The 25871-nt window shown below is 75.3% G+C and carries 26 protein-coding genes; 10 read left to right on the forward strand and 16 right to left on the reverse strand.

Annotation, left to right across the window (positions count from 1 at the left end):
- Window positions 1-126 precede the first annotated feature (126 nt).
- From ACI79R_RS14835 to ACI79R_RS14845, 3 genes are all read right to left on the reverse strand, one after another.
- Window positions 127-468: a hypothetical protein gene (locus ACI79R_RS14835; RefSeq protein WP_456574410.1), complete on the reverse strand. Its 342-nt coding sequence runs from the start codon at window positions 466-468 to the stop codon at window positions 127-129.
- A gap of 150 nt (window positions 469-618) precedes the next feature.
- Window positions 619-3345: an MGH1-like glycoside hydrolase domain-containing protein gene (locus tag ACI79R_RS14840; protein WP_456574411.1), complete on the reverse strand. Its 2727-nt coding sequence runs from the start codon at window positions 3343-3345 to the stop codon at window positions 619-621.
- Window positions 3346-3404: 59 nt separating this feature from the next.
- Window positions 3405-4850 carry a lipase maturation factor family protein gene (locus ACI79R_RS14845; RefSeq protein ID WP_456574412.1) on the reverse strand — a complete coding sequence of 482 codons (1446 nt, stop codon included), beginning with the start codon at window positions 4848-4850 and terminating at the stop codon, window positions 3405-3407.
- A gap of 42 nt (window positions 4851-4892) precedes the next feature.
- Here ACI79R_RS14845 and ACI79R_RS14850 point away from each other — a divergent pair, with 42 nt between their 5' ends.
- Window positions 4893-5288: an ArsC/Spx/MgsR family protein gene (locus ACI79R_RS14850; RefSeq protein ID WP_456574413.1), complete on the forward strand. Its 396-nt coding sequence runs from the start codon at window positions 4893-4895 to the stop codon at window positions 5286-5288.
- The gene (gene add, locus ACI79R_RS14855) at window positions 5285-6304 is read left to right on the forward strand and encodes an adenosine deaminase (protein WP_456574414.1); all 1020 of its coding nucleotides are present in this window, start codon (window positions 5285-5287) and stop codon (window positions 6302-6304) included. The genes ACI79R_RS14850 and add overlap by 4 nt, the downstream gene beginning before the upstream one ends.
- Before the next feature lie 45 nt (window positions 6305-6349).
- Here the strand turns inward: add and ACI79R_RS14860 are convergent, their stop codons facing one another.
- A complete protein-coding gene (locus tag ACI79R_RS14860; RefSeq protein WP_456574415.1) occupies window positions 6350-7207 on the reverse strand; it encodes a phytanoyl-CoA dioxygenase family protein in 858 nt (285 codons plus the stop codon).
- Window positions 7208-7338: 131 nt separating this feature from the next.
- Window positions 7339-7497: a hypothetical protein gene (locus tag ACI79R_RS14865; RefSeq protein ID WP_456574416.1), complete on the reverse strand. Its 159-nt coding sequence runs from the start codon at window positions 7495-7497 to the stop codon at window positions 7339-7341.
- Window positions 7498-7620: 123 nt separating this feature from the next.
- On the opposite strand from ACI79R_RS14865, the gene ACI79R_RS14870 reads away from it, so the two are divergent.
- Entirely contained in the window at window positions 7621-8364 is a 744-nt protein-coding gene (locus ACI79R_RS14870) for an SGNH/GDSL hydrolase family protein (RefSeq protein ID WP_456574417.1), read from the forward strand.
- A 4-nt stretch (window positions 8365-8368) separates the two neighbouring features.
- Here the strand turns inward: ACI79R_RS14870 and ACI79R_RS14875 are convergent, their stop codons facing one another.
- The 8 genes from ACI79R_RS14875 to ACI79R_RS14910 form a co-directional block, all read right to left on the reverse strand.
- A complete protein-coding gene (locus ACI79R_RS14875; protein ID WP_456574418.1) occupies window positions 8369-9397 on the reverse strand; it encodes an LLM class flavin-dependent oxidoreductase in 1029 nt (342 codons plus the stop codon).
- Window positions 9398-9443: 46 nt separating this feature from the next.
- Entirely contained in the window at window positions 9444-11141 is a 1698-nt protein-coding gene (locus ACI79R_RS14880) for a serine/threonine-protein kinase (RefSeq protein ID WP_456574419.1), read from the reverse strand.
- A 93-nt stretch (window positions 11142-11234) separates the two neighbouring features.
- On the reverse strand, window positions 11235-12170 hold the full coding sequence (locus ACI79R_RS14885; protein ID WP_456574420.1) for a 3,4-dioxygenase subunit beta: 936 nt from the start codon (window positions 12168-12170) through the stop codon (window positions 11235-11237).
- Between the two features lie 104 nt (window positions 12171-12274).
- Complete coding sequence (locus ACI79R_RS14890; RefSeq protein ID WP_456574421.1) at window positions 12275-12706, reverse strand: DUF6221 family protein; 432 nt, start codon at window positions 12704-12706, stop codon at window positions 12275-12277.
- Between the two features lie 18 nt (window positions 12707-12724).
- Window positions 12725-13189: an SRPBCC family protein gene (locus ACI79R_RS14895; protein ID WP_456574422.1), complete on the reverse strand. Its 465-nt coding sequence runs from the start codon at window positions 13187-13189 to the stop codon at window positions 12725-12727.
- 28 nt (window positions 13190-13217) lie between these two features.
- Entirely contained in the window at window positions 13218-15023 is a 1806-nt protein-coding gene (locus ACI79R_RS14900) for a potassium channel family protein (protein ID WP_456574423.1), read from the reverse strand.
- Between the two features lie 13 nt (window positions 15024-15036).
- The gene (locus ACI79R_RS14905; RefSeq protein ID WP_456574424.1) at window positions 15037-15423 is read right to left on the reverse strand and encodes a DUF6394 family protein; all 387 of its coding nucleotides are present in this window, start codon (window positions 15421-15423) and stop codon (window positions 15037-15039) included.
- A 71-nt stretch (window positions 15424-15494) separates the two neighbouring features.
- Window positions 15495-16292 (reverse strand): alpha/beta fold hydrolase, encoded by a 798-nt coding sequence (locus ACI79R_RS14910; protein ID WP_456574425.1) that lies wholly within the window; start codon window positions 16290-16292, stop codon window positions 15495-15497.
- A gap of 84 nt (window positions 16293-16376) precedes the next feature.
- Between ACI79R_RS14910 and ACI79R_RS14915 the strand changes: the two genes are divergently transcribed.
- The 4 genes from ACI79R_RS14915 to ACI79R_RS14930 all read left to right on the forward strand — a co-directional run bounded on the left by ACI79R_RS14915 (window position 16377) and on the right by ACI79R_RS14930 (window position 20683).
- Window positions 16377-17393, forward strand: coding sequence for an LLM class flavin-dependent oxidoreductase (locus ACI79R_RS14915; RefSeq protein ID WP_456574426.1), 1017 nt, complete (start codon window positions 16377-16379; stop codon window positions 17391-17393).
- 56 nt (window positions 17394-17449) lie between these two features.
- Window positions 17450-19216, forward strand: a complete 1767-nt coding sequence (locus ACI79R_RS14920) for a SpoIIE family protein phosphatase (protein WP_456574427.1) — start codon at window positions 17450-17452, stop codon at window positions 19214-19216.
- A gap of 60 nt (window positions 19217-19276) precedes the next feature.
- A complete protein-coding gene (locus tag ACI79R_RS14925; RefSeq protein ID WP_456574428.1) occupies window positions 19277-20110 on the forward strand; it encodes a helix-turn-helix domain-containing protein in 834 nt (277 codons plus the stop codon).
- Window positions 20111-20206: 96 nt separating this feature from the next.
- Window positions 20207-20683, forward strand: a complete 477-nt coding sequence (locus ACI79R_RS14930) for an SRPBCC family protein (protein ID WP_456574429.1) — start codon at window positions 20207-20209, stop codon at window positions 20681-20683.
- Here the strand turns inward: ACI79R_RS14930 and ACI79R_RS14935 are convergent.
- Genes ACI79R_RS14935 through ACI79R_RS14945 form a run of 3 tightly spaced genes read right to left on the reverse strand, consistent with a single transcriptional unit; the run spans window position 20673 to window position 22540 of the window.
- Complete coding sequence (locus ACI79R_RS14935; RefSeq protein WP_456574430.1) at window positions 20673-21113, reverse strand: NAD(P)H-dependent oxidoreductase; 441 nt, start codon at window positions 21111-21113, stop codon at window positions 20673-20675. The two genes, ACI79R_RS14930 and ACI79R_RS14935, sit on opposite strands and share 11 nt — an antisense overlap.
- Window positions 21114-21137: 24 nt before the next feature.
- Window positions 21138-21656 carry a G/U mismatch-specific DNA glycosylase gene (gene mug, locus ACI79R_RS14940; protein WP_456574431.1) on the reverse strand — a complete coding sequence of 173 codons (519 nt, stop codon included), beginning with the start codon at window positions 21654-21656 and terminating at the stop codon, window positions 21138-21140.
- Window positions 21657-21712: 56 nt separating this feature from the next.
- Window positions 21713-22540, reverse strand: coding sequence for an IclR family transcriptional regulator (locus ACI79R_RS14945; protein ID WP_456574432.1), 828 nt, complete (start codon window positions 22538-22540; stop codon window positions 21713-21715).
- A 241-nt stretch (window positions 22541-22781) separates the two neighbouring features.
- Between ACI79R_RS14945 and ACI79R_RS14950 the strand changes: the two genes are divergently transcribed.
- The 3 genes from ACI79R_RS14950 (at window position 22782) to ACI79R_RS14960 (ending at window position 25862) form a co-directional block, all read left to right on the forward strand.
- The gene (locus ACI79R_RS14950) at window positions 22782-23156 is read left to right on the forward strand and encodes a nuclear transport factor 2 family protein (protein WP_456574433.1); all 375 of its coding nucleotides are present in this window, start codon (window positions 22782-22784) and stop codon (window positions 23154-23156) included.
- A gap of 67 nt (window positions 23157-23223) precedes the next feature.
- Window positions 23224-24879: a class I adenylate-forming enzyme family protein gene (locus tag ACI79R_RS14955; protein WP_456574434.1), complete on the forward strand. Its 1656-nt coding sequence runs from the start codon at window positions 23224-23226 to the stop codon at window positions 24877-24879.
- Window positions 24876-25862 (forward strand): phosphotriesterase family protein, encoded by a 987-nt coding sequence (locus ACI79R_RS14960; protein ID WP_456574435.1) that lies wholly within the window; start codon window positions 24876-24878, stop codon window positions 25860-25862. The genes ACI79R_RS14955 and ACI79R_RS14960 overlap by 4 nt, the downstream gene beginning before the upstream one ends.
- Window positions 25863-25871: the final 9 nt, after the last annotated feature.

Below are 25871 nucleotides of genomic sequence, written 5' to 3' on the forward strand. Positions count from 1 at the left end.
GCTGACCGGCAGCCACCGGAACGCGACGGAGCCCCCGCGGTCGGCGACCGCGGGGGCTCCGTCGTGTCCGGGCCCTGCTGCTCGGCCGCGCGCCGCACCCCGGATCGGGGGCGCGGCGCCCGGACCTCACTCCTCGCTGCCGCCCTCGCAGTTCTCGTCGGCGTAGTTGCCGATCGTGCCGAGCGCGGCGAGGAACTCGCCCTGCCGGCTCTCCGGCACGTCCTCCTCGCCGCCGTCGCTCTCCTCGTAGATCTCCTTGAGGGTCTCCGCGGCCTCCTCGAGCTCGTCGGTCGGCGCGGCGTCGGCGAGGTCGTCCAGCAGCTCCGGCGCCCGGGCCTCGTCGGCGTCTTCGATGGCGGCGTACACCGCGCAGAACTCCTCGACGGAACCGCCGCCACAGGCCGACAGGCCCAGGACGGTGGTGGCGGCGACGGCCACCGTGGCGGCGGTGCGGGACAGGGAACGCATGGGGGTGTACTCCTCGGATCGGTCGGCCGCGGGGAGCGGCCCCATCGACCATCGGGAACCCGGAGCCCGGTCTTGAGCCGAGCGCGGCTCGTATCCCCCGGTCAGGTGCCAGGAGCGCGATTCCGGCCGCGGGGCCGGCTCGACTCCCGCTCAGGAGAACCGCGGGTCCGGGGGCAGCCGCGGGTTGAGCAGGTGGGCGACCAGCGCGGTCCAGCCGGTCTGGTGGGTGGCGCCCAGTCCTTCGCCGGTGTCGCCGTCGAAGTACTCGCAGAACGTGGGGTGCTCGCGCCACAGCGGCGAGTCGCTGGCCTCGATCCGCTGCCCGTCGGCCGGCCGCCGGCCGTCGACGGGGCGGAACAGCGCGGTGAGGCTGGCGTCGATGAGGTCCGCGGCCTCCACGAGGGTGCGGCGGTTACCGGACCCGGTGGGGATCTCGATGGTGAACTCGTCGCCGTAGAACCGGCCGAGCGTGCGCAGCTTGTCGGCCAGCAGCACGTTGACGGGGAACCAGATCGGCCCGCGCCAGTTGGAGTTGCCGCCGAACAGGCCGGTGCGCGACTCCCCCGGCTCGTACTCGATGCCGAACTCGCGGTCGCCGAAGCGCGCGACCACCTGGCCGGTGGCCTTCGACAGCGAGCGGATGCCGTAGGGCGAGAGGAACTCCCCCGGGTCGAACATCCGCTCCAGGATCCGCTCCAGCCGCTCCTTGCTGACCAGGGAGAGGATCATCTTGCGGCCCTCGGGCGCCGACCGGCTGCGCAGCGGCCCGATCAGGTGCGGCCGGCGGCGCTGCAGCCAGCGCAGCTGGTTGGCCAGGTCCGGCACGTCCCGGCCGATCCAGGAGGGCACCTCGGTGACGCCGAGGATCGGCAGGAGCCCGACCATCGAGCGGATCCGCAGCGGGTGCGCGGTCCCCTCCGGGGTGACCAGGACGTCGTAGAAGAAGCCGTCGTCCTCGTGCCAGAGCGACACCTCGTGCGAGCCGAACGCGTTCATCGCCTGGGCGATCGAGAGGAAGTGCTCGAAGAACTTCGTCGCCGTGCCGTCCCAGGCCTGGTCGAAACGCGACAGCTCGAGGGCGATCTTGGCCATCTGCTGGCAGTAGAACGCCATCCAGCTGGTCGCGTCGGACTGCTCCAGCCGGTGTCCGGGCGGCAGCGGCGCCGAGCGGTCGAACAGCGCGATGTTGTCCATCCCGAGGAACCCGCCCTCGAAGAGGTTGGAGCCGTCGGAGTCCTTGCGGTTGACCCACCACGAGAAGTTCATCAGCAGCTTGGTGAAGACCCGGATGAGGAACTGCTGGTCGCGGTAGCCGTCGATCCGGTACACGTGCCAGGCCGCCCACGCGTGCACCGGCGGGTTGACGTCGCCGAAGGCCCACTCGTAGGCCGGCAGCTGCCCGTTGGGGTGCATGGCCCACTCGCGGCACATGAGGACGAGCTGCTCCTTGGCGAAGTCCGGGTCGACGTGCGCCAGCGGGATGCAGTGGAAGGCGGTGTCCCACGCGGCGAACCACGGGTACTCCCACTCGTCGGGCATGGAGATGACGTCGGCCAGGGCCAGGTGGCGCCAGCCGGTGTTGCGCCGGCCGCGGGCGCGCCGGGCCTCCGGGGCGGGCGAGGCCGGGTCGCCGTCCAGCCACTGGGACACGTCGTAGCGGTAGAGCTGCTTGGTCCACAGCAGCCCGGCGTAGGCCCGCCGGGCCACGTGCCGGTCCTCGTCGGAGAGGCTCGGGTGGATGACCGAGGCGTAGAAGTCGTCGGCCTCGGCCTTGCGCGCGGCGAGGACGGCGTCGAACTCCGCCCCGAACAGATCGTCGTCGGGGTCCGAGCGGCGCAGCCGGAGCCGCACGCTGACCGTCTCCCCCGGCGCGACGGCGTCCCACCGATACCAGAACGCGGCCTTGGTGCCCGAGTCCGACGGGTTGACCGCCGAGCGGTCCCCGTGGACGACGCGGCGGTTGATGCCGTCCTTGGGATAGGGGCTGGCGTTGCGCTCGGCGCCGAACAGGGCGACGGCGTTGGTCTCGTTCTCGCAGCACAGCACCCGCGGCGCGCCCTCGGCGGTGAGCACGTAGCGGCCGAGGAAGCCGTGCTCGGCCTCGACGGCCTCCAGGCCGCCGACGGTGAGGGTCGGCGGCTGCAGCTGGGTGAGCAGGCCCTGCCGGTGCTCGCGGCCCCACGACCAGGTGTTGCGGAACCAGACCTGCGGCAGCAGGTGCAGCGGCGCGGGGTCGGGGCCGTGGTTGGTGGCGGAGACGACGATGCAGACGTCGTCCGGCGCGGCCTTGGCGTAGGTGACCTGGACGTCGAAGAAGCGGTCCTCGTCCAGCACGCCGGTGTCGGCCAGCTCGTACTCGCGGTCCAGCCGCGTGCGCCGGGCGTTCTCCTCGCGCAGCTGCCGGTAGGGGAACTCCGCCTGGGGATAGCGGTACAGCCACTGCATCCAGGAGTGCGTGGGCGTGCCGTCGAGGGCCCACCAGTACTCCTTGGCGTCCTCGCCGTGGTTGCCCTCGGCGTTGGTCAGCCCGAACAGCCGCTCCTTGAGCAGCGGGTCCCGGCCGTTCCACAGCGCGACGGAGAAGTTGAGGAACCCCCAGCGGTCGCAGATGCCGCCCAGGCCGTCCTCACCCCAGCGGTAGGCGCGGGCGTGGGCGTGGTCGAACGGGAAGGAGGCCCAGGCGTCGCCGTCCTCGGAGTAGTCCTCGCGGACGGTGCCCCACTGCCGGCCGGCGAGGTAGGGGCCCCAGGTGCGCCACGGCGCGGACATGTCCGACGACTCGGCCAGGCGGGCGTGCTCGGCGCTGCGGGGCGCGGTGGCGTCCTGGGGACCGGGCGGCGCGGTGAGGGGGTCGGCGCCGGGCGCTGCGTTCGACACGGACCCACAGTGCCACGGCCGCGTTGCCCTCCCGTGTCACCCGTGGGGCGCGGGAGGCCTCAGCGGTGCGGCGGGCGGAGGTCGGCCATGGTGACCGGGTCCACCAGCACGCCCTCCGGGGTGCGCGACCAGATCGCCCCGGTGGCCCGCTTCTCGGCGCGGGTGGTGAACCGGTAGCGGTACAGCGACACCCGCACGGCCACCGGCGGGGCCTCGGGCGGGAACGGCGAGGAGCGCAGCAGCCGCAGGGTGGCGCGGTCGCCGGCCAGCAGCCGTTCGAGGAACGGCCGCAGCCAGCGCCCTCCGTAGCCGGGGTCGATGGCCACGAACCACATCAGCCAGTCCAGCCGCAGGTGGTAGGGCGCGACCTGCGGCGGACGGCGGCGCACGTCACCGGGCTTGCCGCGGAACTCGTACTCCCGCCAGACCCGGTCGGGCCCGGGCCGCGGGTCGTCGGTGCCCTCGACGACCACCTCGTGCCGCACCCGGGTGACCGAGCCGAAGGCGCCGTAGGTGTTGACCAGGCGCAGCGGGTCGAAGCTGGCGTTCATCACCTGCCGCCGCGAGAACAGGTTGCGGGTCGGCCGCCAGCCGAGCACCAGCAGCCCGGCGGTGACCACGACGACCAGCCAGGTGTGCCAGGCCGGCGCGGACAGCCGGGCCGGCGGATCCAGGCCGAGCAGCGCCTCCCAGACCCGGCCGTCGACCACCCCGGTGGCCAGCACGAGGGTCAGCCAGTTCAGCCAGGCGAAGTTGCCGCTGATGACCAGGTAGCCCTGGGTCACGAGGACCACGGCGGCCGCGCCGGTCGCCACCGGCTGCGGCGCGAACAGCGCCCAGACGACCACCAGCTGCGTGGCGTGGTTGGCCAGCGCCTCAACGGTGTGCAGCCGCGGCGGGAGGAGGTGGAACCACCGGCTGAGCGGGCCGGGCATCGGCTGGGTCTCGTGGTGGTAGCGCAGGCAGGTCAGGTCGCGCCAGCACGGATCGCCGCGCAGCTTGATCAGCCCGGCGCCGAACTCCAGCCGGAACAGCAGCCAGCAGACCAGCCAGAGCACCAGCACCGGCGGGGCGACGTCGGCCGGGCCGAGGAAGATGGCCAGGAAGCCCGCCTCCACCAGCAGCGACTCCCAGCCGAAGCCGTACCAGATCTGCCCGACGTTGACGATCGACAGGTAGAGCGCCCACAGCAGCGCCCACACCGCCATCCACCCGGCCGGCGGCAACCGGTCGACCAGCCCGGCCAGCGCCGCCGCCGAGCCGGCGATGCCGGTCCAGCAGACGGCGGCGAAGAACCGGTCGGACCAGTACAGGTGGAACAGGCTGGGTGCCCGCCGGAACGTGGTCCGGGCGAGGAAGCGGGGCACCGGCAGCATGCCGTCGGTGCCGATCAGCGGCCGGAACTGGCGCAGCGCGGCGACGAAGGCGACCAGGTAGACCAGCGCCAGGCCGCGGGTCAGCACGAGCCGGCTCGCCCAGGAGCCCGGGTCCGAGAGCCACTCCACGGCGGCTCCCTACCCCGCCGGGGCGCCGCCTAGGGTCGGGGCGTGGAGGTCTGGTTCAACCCCTCGTGCTCCAAGTGCCGCACCGCCCGCGACGAGCTGGCCGGGGCCGGCGTCGCGGTCACCCTGCGCCGCTACCTGGACGACCCGCCCACCGAGGCCGAGCTGCGCGACGCCCTCACCGCGCTGGGCCTGCAGCCCTGGGACATCACCCGGATGTCCGAGCCGCTGGCCCGTGAGCTCGGCCTGCGCGACCTGCCGCGGGATGCCGAGGTGTGGATCCGCGTGCTGGCCGGGCATCCGCGGCTGATCCAGCGGCCGATCGTGCTGGGCGACGACGGGCGGGCCTGGGTGGCCCGGGACGGCGAGACGCTGCGCGAGGTCGTCGCGGCCGCACGGCAACAGCCGGGAAACGGGCAGGCGGGAGACTCCGCGTCATGACTTCCGGATCCGACGTGTCGGCGTTCGTCGCGGCCGTGCCCAAGTGCGAGCTGCACCTGCACATCGAGGGCACCCTCGAGGGCGAGCAGGTGTTCGAGCTGGCCCGGCGCAACGGCATCGAGCTGCCGTTCGCCGACGCCGAGCAGATGCGCCGCGAGAGCCCGTTCTCCGACCTGGCCAGCTTCCTGGTGGGCTACTACCGCAACATGCAGGTGCTGCAGACCGAGCAGGACTTCTACGACCTGGCGACGGCGTACTTCACCCGTGCAGCGGCGCAGAATGTCCGCTACGCGGAGATCTTCTTCGATCCGCAGGCGCACACCTCGCGCGGCGTGCCGTTCGGCACCGTCGTCCGCGGGCTGCGGCGGGCGGTCGTCGACGCCCGCCGGACCCTCGACCTGCACGCCGAGCTGATCATGTGCTTCCTGCGCGACTTCTCCGCCGAGTACGCCATGGCCACGCTCATGGAGTCGCTGCCCTACAAGGACTGGATCATCGGCGTCGGCCTGGACTCCGACGAGCGCGGCAACCCGCCGGTGAAGTTCTCGGCCGTCTTCGCCCGGGCCCGCGCCGAGGGCTACCTGCTCACCATGCACTGCGACCTGGACCAGCCGGGCACGCTGGACCACATCCGCCAGGCGCTCGACGTCATCGGCGTGGACCGGATCGACCACGGCGTCAACGTGCTGGAGGACCCGGCACTGCTGGCCGAGGTCGTCGAGCGCGGCATCGGGCTCACCGTCTGCCCCATCTCCAACGGCTTCGTGCGCGGCTCGGCGTGGGAGGGCGCGACCAAGCGGCTGCTGGACGCCGGCGTGCGGGTCAGCGTGCACTCCGACGACCCCGCCTACTTCGAGGGCTACATCGGCGAGTGCTACGAGCGGGTGCACGCCGAGACGCCGCTCACCGTGGAGGAGGTCGCCACGCTGGCCCGCAACGCCTTCGAGACGGCGTGGCTGCCGGCCTCGCTGCGCCAGCGTTTCCTCGACGAGGTCGACGCCGCGCTCCCCCGCTGACCGGGCGCCGCCCGGCTCCTCGCCGTCGGGAGCCGGGCGGACCGCTCAGCGCGCGGCGTTCTTGACGAACCCGGTCTCGACGTCGCGCAGCGCCGGGTCGCCGCCGTGCCAGCCACCGCGGACGTGCCGGCGCATCGTGTCGTCGTCGGTGGCGCGGGCCGCGGAGTGCCACAGGTAGGCGTCGTGCAGGATCACGTCCCCGCGCTCGACGTACACCGGCAGCTCGCCCCGGATGGCCTCGAAGCCCAGCGGCATCGGCTGCGGCGGGGGCGTGTCGGTGTAGCCGCGGGCGGCCGGCGCCCCCTCGGGGACGACGGCGCCGTTGACGTTCTCGAACGGCGACGGCGTGGCCCACAGGTGGCTGCCCGGCACCACGCGGAGGAAGCCGTTGGCCGGGCTGGTGCCGTCGATGTGCACGGTGAACGCGGTGCCCGGCCAGATGTCCAGGTGCGGCACCGCCTGCCAGTCGGCGTGCCAGCCGATCCGCGTGTAGCCGGACTCGCGGCCGGGCCGGGCGTCCTGGTAGACGACGCCGTTGCGGCTGGGCCAGAACCCCTCGCCGAGCAGCGCGGTCACCAGCCCGGCGAGGGCCGGCGTGGCCAGCGCCCGGCCGATGCTGGGCGCCAGCTCCTCCACGTACTCGACGTAGTTGACGAACCGCTCGGCCTTGCCGGCGTCGTCGAGGTAGCGCGTGGAGCCGTACCGGGGGTCCAGCTCGCCCGCGAGCACCCCCTGCTGCGCGGCGACGCACTCGCGCTCCATCGCGTCGACCAGCTCCGGGGGCAGCACGTCGCGCAGCACGACGAAGCCCCAGCGGCGGTAGAACGCGGCGGCGGCGTCCACCCCGTCGGCGGGGGTGTGCACGCCGAGGTCGGTGAAGGCGGTCAGGTCGGGGACGGTCACGGGGCTCCTCCGGGACGGCGGGTGGTCCCGCCATCCTGGGGAGGGCGCGCTGCCGGCCGGTTACGCCGCCGTGACGACCGTGCGCGACATGGGACGGGCGTGCGGCGGCCGGCCGGACCGGGAACCGCGGCTCACGCGGGGTCGGCCGGCTCCTGCCCGATCGCCTCGTCGACGCCGACCTCGGCGTCGGTGCGGCCGCCGCCGGCCTGCTCGACCCCGCCGCCGACGCTGGCGTGCGAGCCCTCCTCGTCCTGCGGGCCGCCCGTCGTCCCGCTGCGCTGCTCGGTCATCGCCCTGCCTCCCGTGCCGTCGGAAACCGTCGGTCGGGTGGTGCCCGCTCCCGGGGCGGGACGAACCCCCGGCCCCACCTATCCTCGCGGGGGCGACCCGGGACCAGTCAGGAGAGCAGCACCGTGCGGTACGTGGCGATCGGCGACAGCTTCACCGAGGGGGTCGGCGACGAGCTCCCCGACGGCAGCGTCCGGGGCTGGGCCGACCTCGTCGCGGCGGGGCTGGCGGCGACCACCGGCGAGGACGTGCGCTACGCCAACCTCGCCGTCCGCGGCCGGCTGCTCGAGCCGATCGTGACCGGCCAGCTGGAGACCGCGCTGGCGCTGGACCCGCCGCCCACGCTCATCACGCTCAACGGCGGGGGCAACGACATGCTGCGGCCGGGCGTCGACGAGGCCCGGCTGGTGGAGCTGACCGAGCGGGCGGTGCTCCGCTGCGCCGAGGCCGGCGTGGAGCTGGTCCTGCTGGCCGGTCCCGACCCGTCGCAGCGGCTACCGTTCGGGCGCACCGTGCACCGCCGGGCGGCCACGCTGACCCGCCGGATCGGCGTGCTCGCCGACCGCTACGGGCTGACCTTCGTCGACTGCTTCTCCGACGAGGAGATCCGCCGTCCCGGCTACTGGTCGGCCGACCGGCTGCACCTGGCCGAGGCCGGGCACCGCCGGGTCGCCGGGCTGGTGCTGCGCGCCCTCGGCGCCGACGTGGCCGCGCACGTGGTCGACCCGGCGCCGGAGCCGCCGCGGCGGCTGCGCACCGAGGTGCGCTACTACCGCGAGCACGTGCTGCCGTGGGTGCAGCGGCGGCTGCGCCGGCGGTCGTCGGGCGACCAGCGGGCCGGCAAGCACGCCGACTGGGTCGTCGTCTGACCGGTCAGGCGCCGGCCACCCGCAGCGCGACCTCGGTGCCCAGCAGCTCGATGCCGCGCAGCAGGTCGGCGTGCGCCAGGCGCGGGTTGGTCATCTGCATCGAGACGCGGTCGACGCCGCCGAGCTGACCGGAGATCCGCACCAGCTTGGCCGCGACGGTCTCCGGATCGCCCATGAAGAACGCGCCGTCCGGCCCGCTGGTGGCGTCGAACTGCGCCCGGGACGGCGGCCGGAACCCGCGCTCGCGGGAGACCTTCGTGAACATCTCGTGCCAGCCGGGATAGATGGTGTCGGCCGCGGCCTGCGTGGTCTCCGCGACGAACCCGAAGACGTGCAGGCCCACCTGCAGCGCCTCGGGCGGGTGCCCGGCGTGCGCGCCGGCCCGGCGGTAGAGGTCGACGAGCCCGGCGAACTGGCGCGGCTCACCGCCGATGATCGCCACCATCAGCGGCAGCCCGAGCAGCCCGGCACGCACGAAGGACTCCGGCGAGCCGCCCACGCCGACCCAGATCGGCAGCGGGTCCTGCACCGGCCGCGGATAGACGCCCTGCCCGGTCAGCGCGGGGCGGTGCCGGCCGGACCAGGTGACCGTCGGGGACTCGCGGATCCGCAGCAGCAGGTCCAGCTTCTCCTCGAACAGCTCGTCGTAGTTGGCCAGCGACAGGCCGAACAACGGAAAGGCCTCGGTGAACGAGCCGCGGCCGACGACCAGGTCGATCCGCCCGCCGGAGATCAGGTCGAGCGTGGCGAACTGCTGGAACACCCGCACCGGGTCGGCCGCGCTCAGCACGGTCACCGCGCTGCCCAGCCGGATGCGGGAGGTCCGCGCGGCGGCCGCGGCGAGGATCACCGGCGGCGCGGAGTCGTAGTACTCCTCGCGGTGGTGCTCCCCGATGCCGAAGGAGTACAGCCCCACCTCGTCGGCGAGGGCGATCTCCTCCAGCAGGTGGGCCATCCGCTGTTGCGCGCCGACGACCTCGCCGGTCGCCGGGTCGGTCACCGCCGCCACGAAGCTGTCGACGCCGAGGTGCACGGCCGTCCTCCCGGGGTCCGTCGGCGGCACCGCCGCCGACGCGCAGTCAACCAGCCGCGGGGTCGCCCGGTGCCGGGGTGGTGCCGGCCGGCGCGCTGGTGCCGGGGTCGGTCGTGCCGGGGTCGGTCGTACCGGGGTCGGTGGTGCCCGGGTCGGTCGTACCGGGGTCGGTGGTGCCCGGGTCGGTCGTACCGGGGTCGGTCGTGCCGGGGTCGGTCGTACCGGGACCGGTCGTGCCGGGACCGGTCGTACCCGGGTCGGTCGTGCCCGGGTCGGTCGTGCCGGGAGCGGTGGTGCCCGGCTCCGGAGTCGTCGCATCGGTCGGCGGCGGCACCGTCGCCGGCGGGGTGTCGCTCGCGGGTGCGCTCGTCCCCGGCTCCGCGACGGGCTCCGGTGCGGGGGCCGGCTGCGCGTCGTCCACCTCGACCGCCGGGACGTCGACCGGGGCCGGCGCGGCCGGCTCCTCCGCCGGTGCGGACGGAGCGACCGCGACGGTCACCACGACCGCGTCGCCCTCCTCCAGCCGGACGCCGGCGGGGCCGACGTCGACGACGGTGCCGGCCGGCCGGTCGGCCGTGGTGCGCTCCCGCGTGGTGACGACCAGACCCAGCGCGGTGAGCTGCGCGACGACGTCCTCGGCCGGCCGGCCGACGTGATCGGCGACGTCCAGGACGATGCCGGTGGCCGCGGCGGGCTCCTCGGCGGTCGCCGTGCCCTCCGATGGAGCGGGCGAGCGGTCCAGCAGTGCCGCACCGAGCCCGGCGACGACCAGCACGGCGAGGACGGCGGCCAGCACGACCAGCGCCGTGGGGGGGGGGGGGGGGGGGGGGGGGGGCGGGGGCGGCCCGCCGGGGGGGGGGGGGGCGGGCCCGGGCCGGGGCGCCGGTCCCGCCGCGCCCCGGGGGCGGTCGATGGTCTCCTCGATCGCGTCGAGGAAGGCGCGCCCGTCGGGGATGCGCTCGTGCGGGTCCTTGGTGAGGGCCGACTCGATCAGCGAGCGCACCGGGGCCGGCAGGTCGGCCGGGAGCGGCTCGGGCTGCTCGCGCACCTGCTTGAGCGCCACGGTGACCGGGTTGTCCCCGTCGAAGGCGGCGTGCCCGGCGAGGGTCTCGTAGCCGACCAGGCCGAGGGCGTAGACGTCGCTGGCGGGGCTGACGCCGTGGCCCTCCGCCTGCTCCGGCGACATGTACTGCGGCGTGCCGATCACCTGGCCGGTGCGGGTCAGCGGCACGCTCGCCGCCGACCAGGCGATGCCGAAGTCGGTGAGCTTCACCCCGCCGTCCGGGCGGACCAGGATGTTCGCCGGCTTCACGTCCCGGTGGACCAGGCCGGAGCGGTGCGCCTCGGCGAGCGCCGCGGCGGCCTGGGAGAGCACCGACAGCGCCGCGTCGGGCGCCAGCCGTCCCTCGGCCGACAGCAGCGCCGACAGCGACGAGCCCTCGACCAGCTCCATCACGAGGAAGGCGACGGTCTCGCCGGTGTCCGCCGCGGTGGTCTCCCCGTAGTCGAGGACGGCGGCGATGTTGGGGTGGTGCAGCGCCGCGGCGTGCTGCGCCTCGGCCCGGAAGCGGGCGGCGAAGGTGGGGTCGACCGCGTACTCGCTGCGCAGCACCTTGACCGCCACCGCGCGGTCGAGCAGCCGGTCGTGGCCCCGCCAGACCTGTCCCATGCCCCCGGTGGCGATGAGCTGCTGCAGCTCGTAGCGGTCCCCCAGGACCAGGGATCCGTCCTCGACGGCAGTCACCGGTGTCCGTCCCCCTGCTTCGACGCGCCGTCGCCGGCCGTCCTCCAGGGGTCCCCACTCCGGCCGCGGGCTACACCTGGACCGGTTCCGCGGTCAGTTCGCCGGCGGCGCCGGCGGCACGCCGCCGCCGGGAGCGCCCCCGCCGGACGGCGTCGTGCCGGTGTCCACCCCGACGGCCAGGCGGACGGTGTAGCCGCTGCCGGCGCTGCCGGTCACGGTGGCCAGCTGGCTCGCGCCGCCGTCGTCGCCGAAGACGTTGTCGCCGTCGAGGGACACCCGCGACAGATTGGCCACCGACGCCTCGTAGCCGGCGGTGGCGTAGACGGTCTCGCAGACGTCCTGGGGCAGGGCCACCTGCGAGGTGGCGATCGCCGCCGTCGAGTCGGTGATCGAGGCCTGGTCGGGATAGACCTCGACGTGGATGTGCGGCCACCGCCCGTCGTAGCAGGCCGGGAACACGCTGGTGAAAATGACCGTGCCGTCGGCGCCGGCCACCTGCACCCCGCGCAGGTAGTTCTGGTCGGTGATCCCCGCGGAGTACAGCGAGTAGCCGCCCTCGCGGGTGCAGTGCCACACGTAGACGGCCACGCCCTCGAAGGGCACCCCGCCCCCGGCCAGGTCGGTGACGGTCAGCTCCAGGGTCATCGGCACGCCCTCGGCGGTGCCGCTGTACTCGCCGAAGCTGGAGCGCAGGTCGCGGCGCACGATGCCGCTCTGCTCCAGCACGTCCGGGCCGTTGGAGCCGTCGCCGGGATAGGGCCCGGCGGTCTCGTCGGGGATCTCCCCGAGTGCCGTCCCGGCGCCGGAGGACGACGCCGACGACGACGCGGCCGCGCTGCTCCCGCTGCTCCCGCCGCAGGCGGCCAGCCCCGCGGTGGCGGCCCCCAGGCCGAGCAGCGCCAGCAGCCGCCGGCGGCTGAGCAGCGTGCCGACGTCGAAGGCCAGGCCCTGGTCGACGAGTTCCTCGTCCGGTCGCGGCAGCGGCCGGCCCTCGTAGGTGGCGGCGGACGGGATCGGGTCGGGCGTCACGGGTGCTCCGGGGTGCTGGGGGGCAGGTGCCGCTCAGCCTCGGCCGCTCCCCCCGGACCGGGCTGGGCGCCGGCTGGGAACCCCCTGTGGGCGCGTCCCGGCCGTCACTGGCGCCACTCGGGGCGGTAGTCGGGATGGCCGGCGTAGGGCGCGGCGAGCAGGGCGAGGGCCAGCGCGGCCAGCTGGTGCCGGTCGCCGGGGCTCAGCGGGAACCCGGCCATGCCCGGGGGCCGGGCGCCGAGGAAGGCCAGGTCCGGCCGGCTGTCGCGGCAGGCGAGCACCAGCCGGCGGCGGGCCGCGCAGTCGGCCAGCACGCGGGCGGGGTCGTGCCGGGCGACGTGCACCGCCGCCCCCTCGGGCGCCCGGTCACCCAGGCGGCCGGCGTCCCAGTCCGCACGCCCGCCGGCGGTGGCGGCGTCCCGCGCCATGCGCTCGTCCTCGGCGATCCGGGCCAGCAGGAACTCGTCGAGGTGGGGCACCATGTCCGGCTCCAGCCCGGAGCCGGGCACCGGGCTTCCGTCCGCGTCGTCGTCCATCCGCCCATCCTGCGCGGGTCAGCCGCCCTCGGCGATCCTCTTCACCGCGGCCAGCGTGGCCGGGATGCCGGCGTGCGCGGCGCGGGTCCGCTCGGCGAGCTGCTCGCCGGCCGCGTCGCCGTAGCGCCGCGCGAAGAACTCGACCCCGGCGGGCAGGACCCGCCACGACTCGGTGAGCTCGGTGCCGCCGTCCACCGGGCGCATCGAGAACGACCACCACACGTAGCCGTCGCCGACCAGCCAGGCGAACTCCCGGCCCCGGTCGGCGGTGACCACCTGGGAACGGGTCTCCCACGTGCGCTCCGGGGTCTCGTTGCGACCGGTGAACCAGGCGCCGACCCGCGGGCCGTCGCCCTCGTCCCACCAGCAGGCCCGGCAGACCGGGCTCCACTCGCCGGTGCGCGGGACGTCGGACACGAGGTCGTACACCGCCTCCGGGGACGCGGCGACGACGACGGAGTCGGAGTGGGTCAGCTCGGCCACCGGCGCAGTGTGCCAGCGCGGGGGCGGATCAGGTGGTCGGCTCGGGCGAGCTGCGGCTCAGCCGCCGCCACAGCCAGCCGGCCGGCACCCGCCGGCCCTCCACCAGGTAGGCCGGCGCCGCCTCGTCGAGCAGGCTCGCCTCGACCGCCCGGCGCACCCGCGGCTCGCCCGCGAACAGCAGGTGGTCGCCCCGGCGCAGGACGAGGTCGTCGGCCGGCGCGAGCACGCACTCCTCGTCCCGCAGCACCAGCAGCACCACCGCGGCCAGCCGCTCGTCCCGGTCCACCGGATTGCGCACCAGGTCGCCCAGGGTGACGGTGCCGCGGGCCAGCCAGGGACCGAGCGAGGGCGCGCCGTCGTCGTCCAGGCAGATCCGCCACAGCGCCTCGAGGTGCCGCCCGCAGGTCTCGGTCAGCCGCTGCACCACCTCCGCGGCCCACGCGTCGCCGCGCTCCGGGAAGGTGCGCAGGAAGCGCCACAGCAGCGGGGTGGACAGCTGCGCGTAGGCGTCGTGCACGACCACCGCCGAGGGCACCAGCAGGGCGTCGACCTCCATGGCGGCGAACAGCGCGGCGCTGGCCGGCTGGTTCTGCCGGGCGGCCACGAACAGCCCGGGGTTGCGCCGCCGCGCCTCGGCGACCAGCGACAGGTTGGTTGTGTCGTTGTCGGTGCCGGCGACGAAGCCGACCGCGCCCGGCAGGTCCACCCGGTCGAGCACCGCCGGGTGGGAGGCGTCGCCGACGACGTCCGGCAGCTCGCTGTCGTCGTCGCCGGGGAGCGGGTCGACCGTGGTCACCTCGAGTCCCTCGGCGGCGAGGTCGGCGGCGAAGTGCCGGCCGAACCGGCCGTACCCGGCCACCACCCACCGCCCCGGCGCGGGCGCCGAGCGGCGCTCGGGCAGCTCGGCCCCCGGGCCGGCCTCCAGCCAGCTCATCAGCTGGTAGGACGACGGCGCGCGCAGGGCCAGCCGCAGGTGGTCGCCGAACCGGTCGAAGGGGTTGACGACGGTGGGGGTGCCGAAAGCGCGCATCCGGCCGGCCACCACCGCGGAGGTGGTGCGCCCGATCACCGGCAGCTCCGGCCGGATCAGCGCCGCGGTCATGACGACGGCGAGGTTGGCCTCGTCGTCGTTGGTCAGCGCGAGGACGCCGTCGCACCACGGGTGGCGCAGCCCGGCGATCGCCAGGGTGTGCGGATCGCGCGCGTCCCCCACCAGCCCCGGGACGTCGGCCCGGTGGGTGTTGAGCTCCAGGGCGTCCAGCCGGGTCTCGAGCAGGTCGACCACGGTGAACCGCCGGCCCAGCTCGTCCAGCGACCGGCCCAGCGCCTCGCCGGTCTGCCCGTACCCGGCGATCAGCAGGAAGGGCTCGCGCAGCCGCGCGACCTGGCGGGTGAAGCGCTGCAGCGACAGCGCGCGGCGGAAGGCCCGGTCCCGGAGCAGGGCCAGCAGCGCACCGATGGCGTAGGCCCAGGCGATCACGCTGAGGTAGATCGAGAAGGTGACCCACAGCCGCTGGGCGGGGGTGAAGGGGGTGGGCAGCTCGCCGAAGCCGATGGTCGTGGCGGTGTAGCTCATGACGTAGAAGGCGTCGAAGAAGCTCATCGGCGTCGTGCGGCCCTCGGCGTCCTGGCCCGGGATGAGCGTCAGGCCGAGCACGCTGACGGCGAAGACCAGCACCAGCGTGATCAGCGGCGCCCGCATCCGGCGCAGGATCACGAAGACCGTGCCCGACTCCTGGGGAGTCGTGGCCACCCGGCGCCGGCGCACCCGCCGCGGCGGCGGCCCGCCGGACCCGGTGAGCAGGTGCCAGAAGACGCTCAGCAGCCGGCGCACGGGCGACAGGGAGTCAGCGCCGCTGGAAGGAGACGGTCTCAACCACCAGCAGCACCAGCGAGACCACGTTGGCCAGGAGCGCACCGCCGGACAGCGACACCACGCTGGCCGTCGCCCCCGGGGTGAGGCCGGCGGTGGAGATGTGCGCCGCGGACACCCAGACGATCGTGGCCGCGATCAGCTGCAGGTCGGCCACCAGGCTGGTGGCCAGGTGCACCGCGCCGATCTGCGTCCGGTCGCCGAACTTGAGCACCGTGGCGATGAGGTTGACCACCACGGCGGCGAACAGCTCGTACTCGTTGTGCAGCACCGGGTCGTCCATGTCACCGATGAAGAAGCCGAAGTTCAGCGTCGCCGCCAGCAGGACGAAGAAGCCGAACACGACCTTCTCGAGGTTCATGGCCCCCCGTCCGCCGCGCCCGTCCGACGAGGCCCGACCCTAACCGCGGCGGGCCGGGCGCGCCTGCCCGTTCAGCCGCCCCGGTAGAAGGCGGCCAGGGCCGGGGCCAGCACGTCGGCCGGCACCTCGTGGAAGCCGCCCTCCAGCCGCGCGAACCGGCCGTCGGGGACGGCGGCGGCGACCGCCTCGGCCGCCGCGCCCATCCACGGCATCGCCGTGCCCGTGCTGGTCACGGCCAGCACCGGCACCGGCACGCGGGCGAGCAGGCCGGCCGGCAGCGCGTGGTCGTCGCCGCCCAGGGCGTGTGCGTCGTACACCAGCGTGGGCGCCAGGGCGGCCAGCACCGACCACGTCGGCGTCGCCCGGAACGACCGGACCATCTCGGCCGGCAACCCGATCACCGCGGTCTGGAAGTACTCGACGAGCCCGGAGCGGTCGTCCGCGCGGACGTAGGCCTCCAGGGTCTCGACGTAGCGCTCCGGTGGCGGCGACGCGCCGGGCACCCGGTAGGGCGGTTCCAGCACCGAGGCCCGCCGGACCGGGACGCCCTCGGCCAGTGCGCGCAGGAGCAGCGCCCCGCCCGAGGAGACGCCGTGGGCGTACGCCGGCCCGTCGCCGGCCTCGGCCGCGAGCACCGCCGCGAGGTCCTCGACCTCGCGCTCGACCGCGTAGGGCGCGGTGTCGCCGCTGTCACCGCGGCCGCGGCGGTCGTAGCTCACCGCGCGGAAGCCCTCCCCCGCCAGCGCCGCGGCCAGCGGCGCCCAGGTGCGGCGGTCGTTGAACGCTCCGCCGACGACGACCACGACCGGGCCGTCGCCCACCGCGTCGTAGGCCAGCGCCGTGCCGTCCGCCGAGACCGCTCGCTCCACGTGCCCTCCCGAGGTCGTGATCCGTCCGTGCAGTGACCGCAGCCGGCCGCGGAACTCATCGGCGGGTCCGGCAGGATCTCGCGCATGCCCGCCCCCGGCACCCCGTTGCAGAAGCTGGGTTTTCTGACCATCGGCACCTTCGACCCGGCCGATCCCGGTCCGGGCCACGAGGCGACGCTGCAGGTGATCGAGCTGGGCGAGCGCCTCGGCTTCGACAGCGCCTGGGTCCGCCACCGGCACCTGCAGTACGGCATCTCCTCGCCGGTCGCCGTCCTCGCCGCGGCCAGCCAGCGCACCCGCCGGATCGAGCTGGGCACCGCGGTGACGCCGCTGGCCTGGGAGAACCCGCTGCGCCTGGCCGAGGACCTCGCCACCGTCGACGTCCTCTCCGGCGGCCGGCTCAACCCCGGCGTCAGCATCGGCCCGCCGATGCACTGGGACGACGTCAAGGCCGCGCTCTACCCCGACACCGCCGAGGTCGAGGACCTCTCCCACGGCCGCGTCACCCGCCTGCTGCGCCTGGTCGAGGGCGCCCCGGCCAGCACGTTCTCCGGGCGGCAGGGCATCGAGGAGTTCTCCGACCGCGTGCAGCCGCACTCGCCCGGGCTGCGCGCCCGGCTCTGGTACGGCGCGGGCAGCCTGCGCTCGGCGCGCTGGGCCGGGGAGAACGGGATGAACCTGCTGACCAGCAGCGTGGTCAAGGCCGAGGAGTCCGAGGACTTCGCCCACGTGCAGCAGGCGCAGGTCCGGGCCTTCCGCGCCGCCCACCCGGCCGGCGCGCAGGCCCGCGTCTCCCAGGGGCTGGTGGTCATCCCGACCGACGGCGCCACCGCCGACCAGCGCGAGCGCTACGCCGCCTACGTCGCGGCGCGGACGCCGCGGACCACCGCCCCCCAGGGGCCGGCGCGGATGATGTTCGCCCCCGACCTGCTGGGCAGCAGCGAGGAGATCGCCGCGGCGCTGTACGCCCACGCCGGGTTCCGCGAGGTCGAGGAGGTGGCCTTCGCGCTGCCGTTCACCTTCCGGCCGGCCGACTACGAGCAGATCCTCACCGACATCGCGACGCGACTGGGACCCCTCCTCGGGTGGCGCCCGGCCTGAGTGGAGGATGGACCCCATCCGCGCCCGACGGTCGCGGCGGGCCTGAGCAGGAGATCGTGGCGCAGCAGTTGCCGGAGCCGGACTGGGCGAGGGTGTTCGACGTCGCCCCGGCGCCGTTCCTCCTGCTCACCCCCGACCTAGTCATCGTGCACGCCAACGAGGCCCGCCTGGAGGCCACGGCCACCACGCTGGAGGAGCAGGTCGGGCGGCCGCTGTTCGACGTCTTCCCGATCAACCCCGAGGAGGGCACCGCCGACGGGATGGAGGCGGTGCGCGACTCCCTGTACCGCGTGCGCGACTCCGGCCGGGCCGAGACGATGCCGATCCTCAAGTACGACATCCGGATGCCCGACGGCACCTTCGTCGAGCGGTTCTGGAGCCCGCGCAACGTCCCGGTGCTCGACGACGACGGCCGCGTGGTGCTGCTCCTGCACCGCTCCGACGACGTCACCGACTACGTGCGGCTGCGGCAGGACGCCGAGGGTGCGGCCGGCGTCGGGGACTGGCGCGAGCAGGTCACCGAGGTGCAGGCCGACCTGCTGGCGCGCACCCGGGAGCTGGAGCAGGTCGCCGGGGAACTGCGCGCCTCCGGCGAGCGGGAGCGGCGCACGGCACGGGCACTGGCCGGGCTGGCCGCCACCGCGTCGGCGCTGGCCGCCACGGAGAACCGCACCGACCTGCTCCGCGTGCTGTTCGAGCGGGGCCGGACGGCGCTGGACGCCGACCTGCTCGCCGTGGCGCTGCGCACGCCGGAGGGGGACCTCGCCGTCAGCGGCGCCCCGGGGCCGGACGCGGCCGAGCGCGAGCGCCGGCTGCCGGCCACCTCCCCGCTGCCGATGGCGGTCGCCGCCCGCGGCCGGCGGGTGCTGGTCGCGGATCCGGCCACCGCCGCACCCGACGCCGTCCTCCCCGGCGCGGTCGCGTGGGTCGCGCTGCCGATGCGCGCCGGCGGGCGGCTGGTGGGCTCGCTGACCGTCGGCTGGGCCCGCCCGCACGACCTGCACGCGGACGACGTCCAGGTGCTCGAGGCGTTCGCCGCCCAGTGCGGGCAGGCCGTCGACCGGGTCGCCCGGCTGGAGGCCGAGCGCCGGGCGGCGCACGCCACCCGCACGCTGGCCGAGACCCTGCAGCGCTCCCTGCTCACCGAGCCCCCGCGCGTCGCGGGGCTGCAGATCGCCGCCCGGTACCGGCCCGCGGCGCGCGAGGCGCAGGTCGGCGGCGACTGGTTCGACGCCTTCCGCACGCCCGACCGGCGCGCCACCACGCTGGTGATCGGCGACGTCACCGGCCACGACCGCCGTGCCGCGGCCCGGATGGGCCAGGTGCGCAACATGCTGCGCGGGATCGCGATGGCCGTCGACGGCACGCCGTCGCGGGTGCTGGGTGCGCTGGACTGCGCGCTGCGCGACCTCGGCATGACCACGCTGGTCACCGGCGTGCTCGGGCAGGTCTCCCGTGACGCCCGCGGGGCGTGGGAGCTGCGCTGGTCCAACGCCGGCCATCCGCCGCCGCTGCTGCTGGCCCCCGACGGCACCGCCGAGCTGCTCTGGCGCCCGCGCGAGCTGCTGCTCGGGGTGGACGCCGAGACCGGGCGCAGCGACCACACGCAGCCGCTGCCCGTCGGGTCGACCGTCGTCCTCTACACCGACGGGCTGGTCGAGCGGCGCGACGCCACCCTCGACGACGGCCTGGCGCGGCTGCTGGACACCGGCGGGCGGCTGGCCGGCCGCACCGCCGAGGAGGTCTGCGACGGCCTGCTCGCCGGCATGGTGCCCGACGCCAGCGACGACGTCGCGCTGCTGGCGCTGCGCGTGACCGGCTGACCCCTCGACGGCCGGCTCCCGCGGGAGGACGATCCGGGCACGTCCCCCGGGAGGTGCCGCGTGACCGGACCGCTGGTGCTGCGGCCGGGGCTGACGCTGCTCCCCCGGCGCGGGCCGCTGACCGAGGCGCTCGTGCCGCCGGCCGGCGAGCACCGGGTGTTCGTGAACGTCGGGCGCCCCTACCGGCTGGTCGAGACCCTCGGCGACACCTGCGCCGCCACCCCGGGACGGCCCGGGGACGTCGCCGTCGTGCCGGCCGGCACGCCCTTCGCCGTCCGCTCGGCCGACGGCACGCCGCAGGACGTCGCCACGCTGGTGGTCGCGGCCGCCCCGGAGGTGCTCGCCGAGCTGGCCGACGCGGCCGGCGCCCGTGCGCCCGCGGAGCTGCTGCCGGTGGCCGGTGCCCGGTCGCCGGACGTCGCGGCGCTGGCCGGCCTGCTGTCGCGGGGGCTGGCCGACCGCAGCGACCTCGGCCGGCTGGCCGTGGAGTCGCTGGGCCTGGCACTGGTGGCGGCGCTGGCCCGCGACCACGGCGCCGGGCGGCCGCCTCCTCCCCCGCCGGCCCGGGGGCTGTCGCGGGCGCAACTGGCGCGCGTCCTCCGGCACGTCGAGGAGGGGCTGGCCGGGCCGCTGCCGGTGGCCGAGCTCGCCGCGGTCGCGCACGTCAGCGAGTTCCACTTCAGCCGGCAGTTCCGGGCCGCGACCGGCACCAGCCCGCACCGCTACGTCCTCGACCGGCGGGTGGAGCGCGCCCGCGAGCTGCTGACCGGATCGGCGCGGCCGGTGTCCGCGGTCGCCGCGGCCTGCGGGTTCGCCGACGCCAGCCACCTCACCCGCGTGCTGCGCCGCGCCACCGGCCGCACCCCGGCCGCGCTGCGCGACGCCGCCGGCTGAGCAGGTCCGTCCACTACCGCAGCAGCTCCGTCCACGCCCGCCCCGCCGGTCCCGCGCCAGGCTCGCAGGCACCGGATCGGACCGAGGGAGGACGACGTGGACGGCAACGAGCAGGACGGCGCGGTGCGGCTGCGCGAGGACGTGGTGGTCGACCGGCCCGCCGCGGTGGTGTGGGCGCTGGTCGCCGACTACGGCCGGGACCCGGAGTGGCGGGCCGGCGTGGTCACCATGGCGCCCAGCACCGCGGGGCCGGTGGTCCCCGGCACGACGACCGCCGAGGTGCTGCGGTTCGGCGGCCGGACGCTGCGCAACGCCGGCGAGGTGCTCACCGTCGACCCCGGCCGGCGGTTCACCTGGCGGACCACCTCCGGCGCGCCGGCCCGCGGCGCGCGCACGGTGGAGCCGCTGGACGAGCGGCGGTGCCGGGTGACCTGCGAGCTGACGGTGACGCCGCGCGGCGCCGAGCGGCTGTTCCGCCGGCCGCTGGCCGCGCTGCTGCGCCGCACCCTGGCCGGTGACGTGGCCCGGCTGAAGGCCCTGGCCGAGGCCGGCACCGCCGTGGCTACAGGCTGACCGCGACGGTCGCCGCCAGCTCGCGCACCGCCTCGAGGTCGTCCCGGCCGGGAGCGCCGGTGAGCGACAGCGGCGCGGCCACCTGCTTCCACCGCAGCGCGCCGGTGATCCGCTCGATGCTGGCCAGCGCCCCGGCGGTGTCGTCGTTGCCGTGCACGTAGACCCCGTAGGGGCGGCCCACGGTGGCGTCCAGGCACGGGTAGTACACGGTGTCGAAGAAGTGCTTGAGCGCGCCGGACATGTACCCGATGTTGGCCGGCGTGCCGAGCAGGACGCCGTCGGCGGCGAGCAGGTCGGCCGCGCCGGCCGACAGCGCGGGGCGGACGACGAGCTCGACGTCGTCCACCATGGCCGCGCCCTCGCGCACCGCCTCCAGCACCGCCTGCAGCGCCGGCGACGGCGTGTGGTGGACGACGAGCAGCCGGGGCACGCGGCGATCCTGCCGCACCGGCGGTCAGGCCGGCGGCGCGGGCCGCAACTGCGCGAAGTGCCGCGCGAGGTCGGGCAGCTGGACGTGGGCGTTGAGCCCGCTGGGGTTGGGCACCACCCACACGTCCGCGCCGCCGATCCGCTCGGGCTGGCGGCCGAGCACCGCCCGGGGCCGGTCGAACGCCGTCCGCCAGGCGGTGATGCCGCAGACGGCCAGCACCCGCGGGCGGTACCGCGCCACCAGCGCGGCCAGCGCGAGCCCGCCGGCGCGCAGTTCCTCGGCGGTCAGCTCCGCCGCGGTCCGGGTCGGCCGGTCGGCGACGTTGGTGATGCCCATGCCGTACCGCAGCAGCTCGCGGTCCTCGTCGGGGGTCAGCCGCCGCGGCGTCAGGCCGGCCAGGTGCAGCGCCGGCCAGAACCGGTTGCCCGGCCGGGCGAAGTGGTGCCCGCGCTCGGCCGACATCAGCGAGGGGTTGATGCCGCAGAACAGCACGTCCAGGCCGGGGGCGATCACGTCGGGCAGCGGCTTGTCCGGCGGGGGCACGGGGAGGGGCTACCCCTCGGTGGCGCCGCTGCACGCGCACGCGAGGTGCGGCGAGGTCAGCGGGCGGCCCGGCGAAGCGGCATCGGGCTGCACCGGGAGTTGCGCATGATGCCCAGCGCCGCCATGCGGACCGGGCTGGACAGCGGGCCGAGCTTGAGATCCTCGATGGGTCCGGAGACCGACACGGCGGCCACCGCGTGACCACCGGAGACGATGGGGGCCGCCACACAGCCCACGCCCGGCAGCGCCTCCTCCTTGTCGTAGGCGACGCCGTACTCGCGCACCTTCGCCAGCTCCCGCTCGAGGACGGCGACCGAGGTGATGCTGCGGGTGGTGCGCTGCGGCAGCTGCCCGTCGAGCACCCGGCGGACGGTGCCGTGCGGACCGAACCCGAGCAGCACCTTGCCCACGCTGGTGCAGTGCGCCGGCTGGCGGCCGCCCACGCGCGAGGGCAGCCGGGTGGCGAACCGGCCGCCGATCTTCTCCAGGTAGATGACGTCGGGACCGTCGAGGACGGCCAGGTGCACGACCAGGCCGGTCACGTCCTGCAGCTCGTGCAGCACCGGCAGCGCCGCCTGGTGCAGCCGGTCCTGGTGCACCGCCAGCGAGCCCAGCTCCAGCAGGCGGGTGCCGAGTTCGTAGGTGCGGTCGGTACGGCGCAGCCACCGGTGGGCGACGAGCTGCTCGAGCATGCGGTGGGCCGACGAGCGCGGCAGCCCCGTGCGGCGGGTGATCTGGGCGAGGGTGAGCCGGCCCGGGCCCTCGAAGGCGTCCAGCAGCGTGGCGACGCGGTCGATCGCGGTGGTCGGCCGTTCGGCCTCGGAGGGCCGGGGCCGCGGTGCGGCGGCGGGTCGGGGCGGGGGTTGCGGGAACGTCGTCGTCATGTGTTCTCCCGGGGACGGCGCGTCGGCCACGGCGGTGTGACCGGCGAGCTGACCGGTGCTTCCACCTGTCGGCTGCTCCGTGCGAAACTATACCTATTCGAACTACCGAGCAATGACCCGGTGCTCCGTCGACGCGGCCGGTCCTCCCGCTGTCCGGGAACCGGCGGCGCGCCGGACCCCCGGTCTCCCTAGCGTCGGACGGTCCCCACCGGCCGGGTGCGGGCACGAGGGGAGGAGACCCATGCCGTCCACCGAGGAGATCCGGGCGACCGTCGAGGCCTACCTGGCCGGTGTCGCCGGCGGCACGGCCGCCGACATCGCCGTCCTGTACGCCGAGGACGCCACGGTCGAGGACCCAGTGGGCAGCCCGGTGAAGAACGGCCGCGCCGAGATCGAGGCCTTCTACGCGACGGTCGCCGCCGCGCCGCAGCGGGCCACCTCGCTGCAGCGGCTGCGGATCGCCGGCGACACCGCCGCCTTCGCGTTCACCGTCCGGATCACCACCCCCGACGGCGGCATGGAGTTCACCCCGATCGACGTCATGACCTTCGACGAGCAGGCCCGGATCACCTCCATGCGCGCGATCTGGGGCCCCCAGGACATGACTGCCCTCTGACGGCTCCCGCCGCCCTCCCCCGCTCCCCCACCCTCGGCGCCGCCCGGCGCCCGGAAGGACTGCGCCGATGACCTCGACGACGACCGCCCCCACCCCGCACGCGGTCGACCCGCGGGACGCCGTGGTGGCCCGCCTCACCGCGCCGGGGGCGCCGTTCGAGATCCGGGTGGAGGACGTGCTCGGCGAGCCCATGGAGGTCTTCGCGCACCGGCACCGGTCGCTGACCGAGCTGCTGCACGCCTCCGCCGCGTTCGGCGACCGCGAGTACCTGGTCACCGAGCGCAGCCGGCTCACCTTCGCCGAGCACCTGGACGCCGTGGCCGCGCTGGCCACCGCGCTGCGCGAGGACTACGGCGTCGGCACGGGCGACCGGGTCGCCATCTGCTCGGCCAACAATCCCGAGTGGATCGTCACCTTCTGGGCCGCGGTCTCCCTGGGCGCGATCGCCGTGGGCATGAACTCGCTGTGGGCCGGGCCGGAGATCGCCTACGGCCTGGAGCTCACCGAACCCGCGGTGCTGGTCGCCGACGGTCCGCGCCGGGCCCTGGCCGGCGAGCCCGGCCTGCCGGTTCTGTCCGTCGAGGACGACGTCCCGGCGCTCATCGCCCGGTACTCCGGCGCCCCGCTGCCGGAGGTGGAGATCGCCGAGGACGACCCGGCGGTCATCCTCTTCACCAGCGGCACCACCGGCCGACCCAAGGGCGCCACGCACTCGCACCGCAACGTGCTGTCGGCCTGCTGGTTCCACCTGCTCAACGACGCCGTCGCCGCCGAGCTCGGCGCTCCCCAGTCCGACCGCCGGTTCCTGCTGGTCACGCCGCTGTTCCACATCGCCGCGCTGCACAACCTGGCCGTCGTCCGGCTGGCGGTGGGCGACACCGCGGTGGTGCACCTGGGCCGGTTCGACCTGGACCGGGTGCTCGAGCTGATCGAGCGCGAGCGGGTGACCAACTGGGGCGCGGTGCCCACGATGGTGCAGCGGCTGGTCGAGCACGGCGGCCTGGACCGCTACGACCTCAGCTCGCTGCGCACGATCTCGGTGAGCAGCGCGCCCTCCTCCCCCACCCTCAAGGCGCGGCTGCGCGAGGTGCTGCCGGTGGCCGGCCGGTCGCTGGGCACCACCTACGGGCTGACCGAGTCCTCGACGGCGGCGACCCTCGCCTCGGCGCGGGAGCTGCTCGAGGACCCGGAGACCGTGGGCCGGCCGATCCCGACCATGCAGGTGGAGGTGCGCGACCCGGCCGGGGTGCCGGTGCCCGAGGGCGTCGAGGGCGAGGTGTGCCTGCGCGGGCCCGGGATGATGCTCGGCTACTGGCGCAACCCCGAGGCGACGGCACAGTCCACCGCGCCGAACCGGTGGTTCCGCACCGGCGACCTCGGCACGGTGGTCGGCGGGCACCTGCACATCTCCAGCCGGCGCTCGGACCTCATCCTCCGCGGCGGGGAGAACGTCTACCCGGCCGAGGTCGAGGACCAGCTGACCACGCACCCCGACGTCCGGGAGTGCATCGTGCTCGGCCGGCCCTCGCCGGAGTGGGGCGAGGAGGTCGCCGCCGTCGTCGTCGTCCGGAGCGGATCGGCGGTCACCGAGGCCGACCTCGCCGCGTACCTCTCCGGCCGGCTGGCGCGCTACAAGGTGCCCACCCGGTGGTCGCTCACCACCGAGGAGCTGCCCCGCAACGCCACCGGCAAGGTGAACCGGACGCAGGTGACGCTGCCGTGACGCAGGTGCAGACCGTCCGCGGCCCGGTCGACACGGCCGACCTCGGCCAGGTGCTCATGCACGAGCACCTGTTCGTGCTCGACCCGGAGATCGCCCAGAACGCCCCCGAGGAGTGGGGGTCGGAGACCGACCGGGTCGCCGACGCGGTGCAGCGGCTGACCCGGCTGGCCGGCACCGGGGTGCGCACGATCGTCGACCCGACGGTGCTGGGCCTGGGCCGCTACATCCCGCGCATCCAGCAGGTCGCCGCCCAGGTCGACCTGAACATCGTCGTGGCCACCGGCTACTACACCTACGACTCCCTGCCCTTCTACTTCCAGTCCCGCGACCCGGCGCTCGCCGCGGCGATGGGCGTCCAGGTGCCCGACCCGATGGTCGAGATGTTCGTCCGGGACATCGAGGTCGGCATCGCCGGCACGGGGGTCCGCGCCGGACTGCTCAAGTGCGCCATCGACGCCCAGGGGATGACGCCCGGCGTCGAGCGGGCGCTGAGGGCCGTCGCCCGCGCGCACCGCCGCACCGGCACGCCGATCACCGTGCACACCCACCCGGCGACCCGGCAGGGCTCGACGGTGGCCGCCGTGTTCGCCGAGGAGGGTGTCGACCCGCGGCGCGTGGTGCTGGGCCACAGCGGGGACACCACGGACGTCGAGTACCTCGCCGACCTCGCCGACGCCGGCTTCCTGCTGGGCATGGACCGCTTCGGCGTCTACGTCGAGACGACGTTCGAGGCGCGCGCCGGCACGGTCGTGGAGATGTGCCGCCGCGGCTACGCGGAGAGCATGGTGCTCTCCCACGACGCGGCCTGCTACTACGACGCGGTGCCGCCGGAGTTCGCGCCGATGTTCCCGCAGTGGCACTACACGCACATCCACGAGGACGTGCTCCCCCACCTGCGGGCCGAGGGCGTGACCGACGAGCAGATCGCCACCATGCTGGTGACCAACCCGCGGCGGTACTTCGAGCGGACCGGCTCCTACTGACCGGCCCGG

This window comes from Blastococcus sp. SYSU D00820, assembly GCF_054050695.1.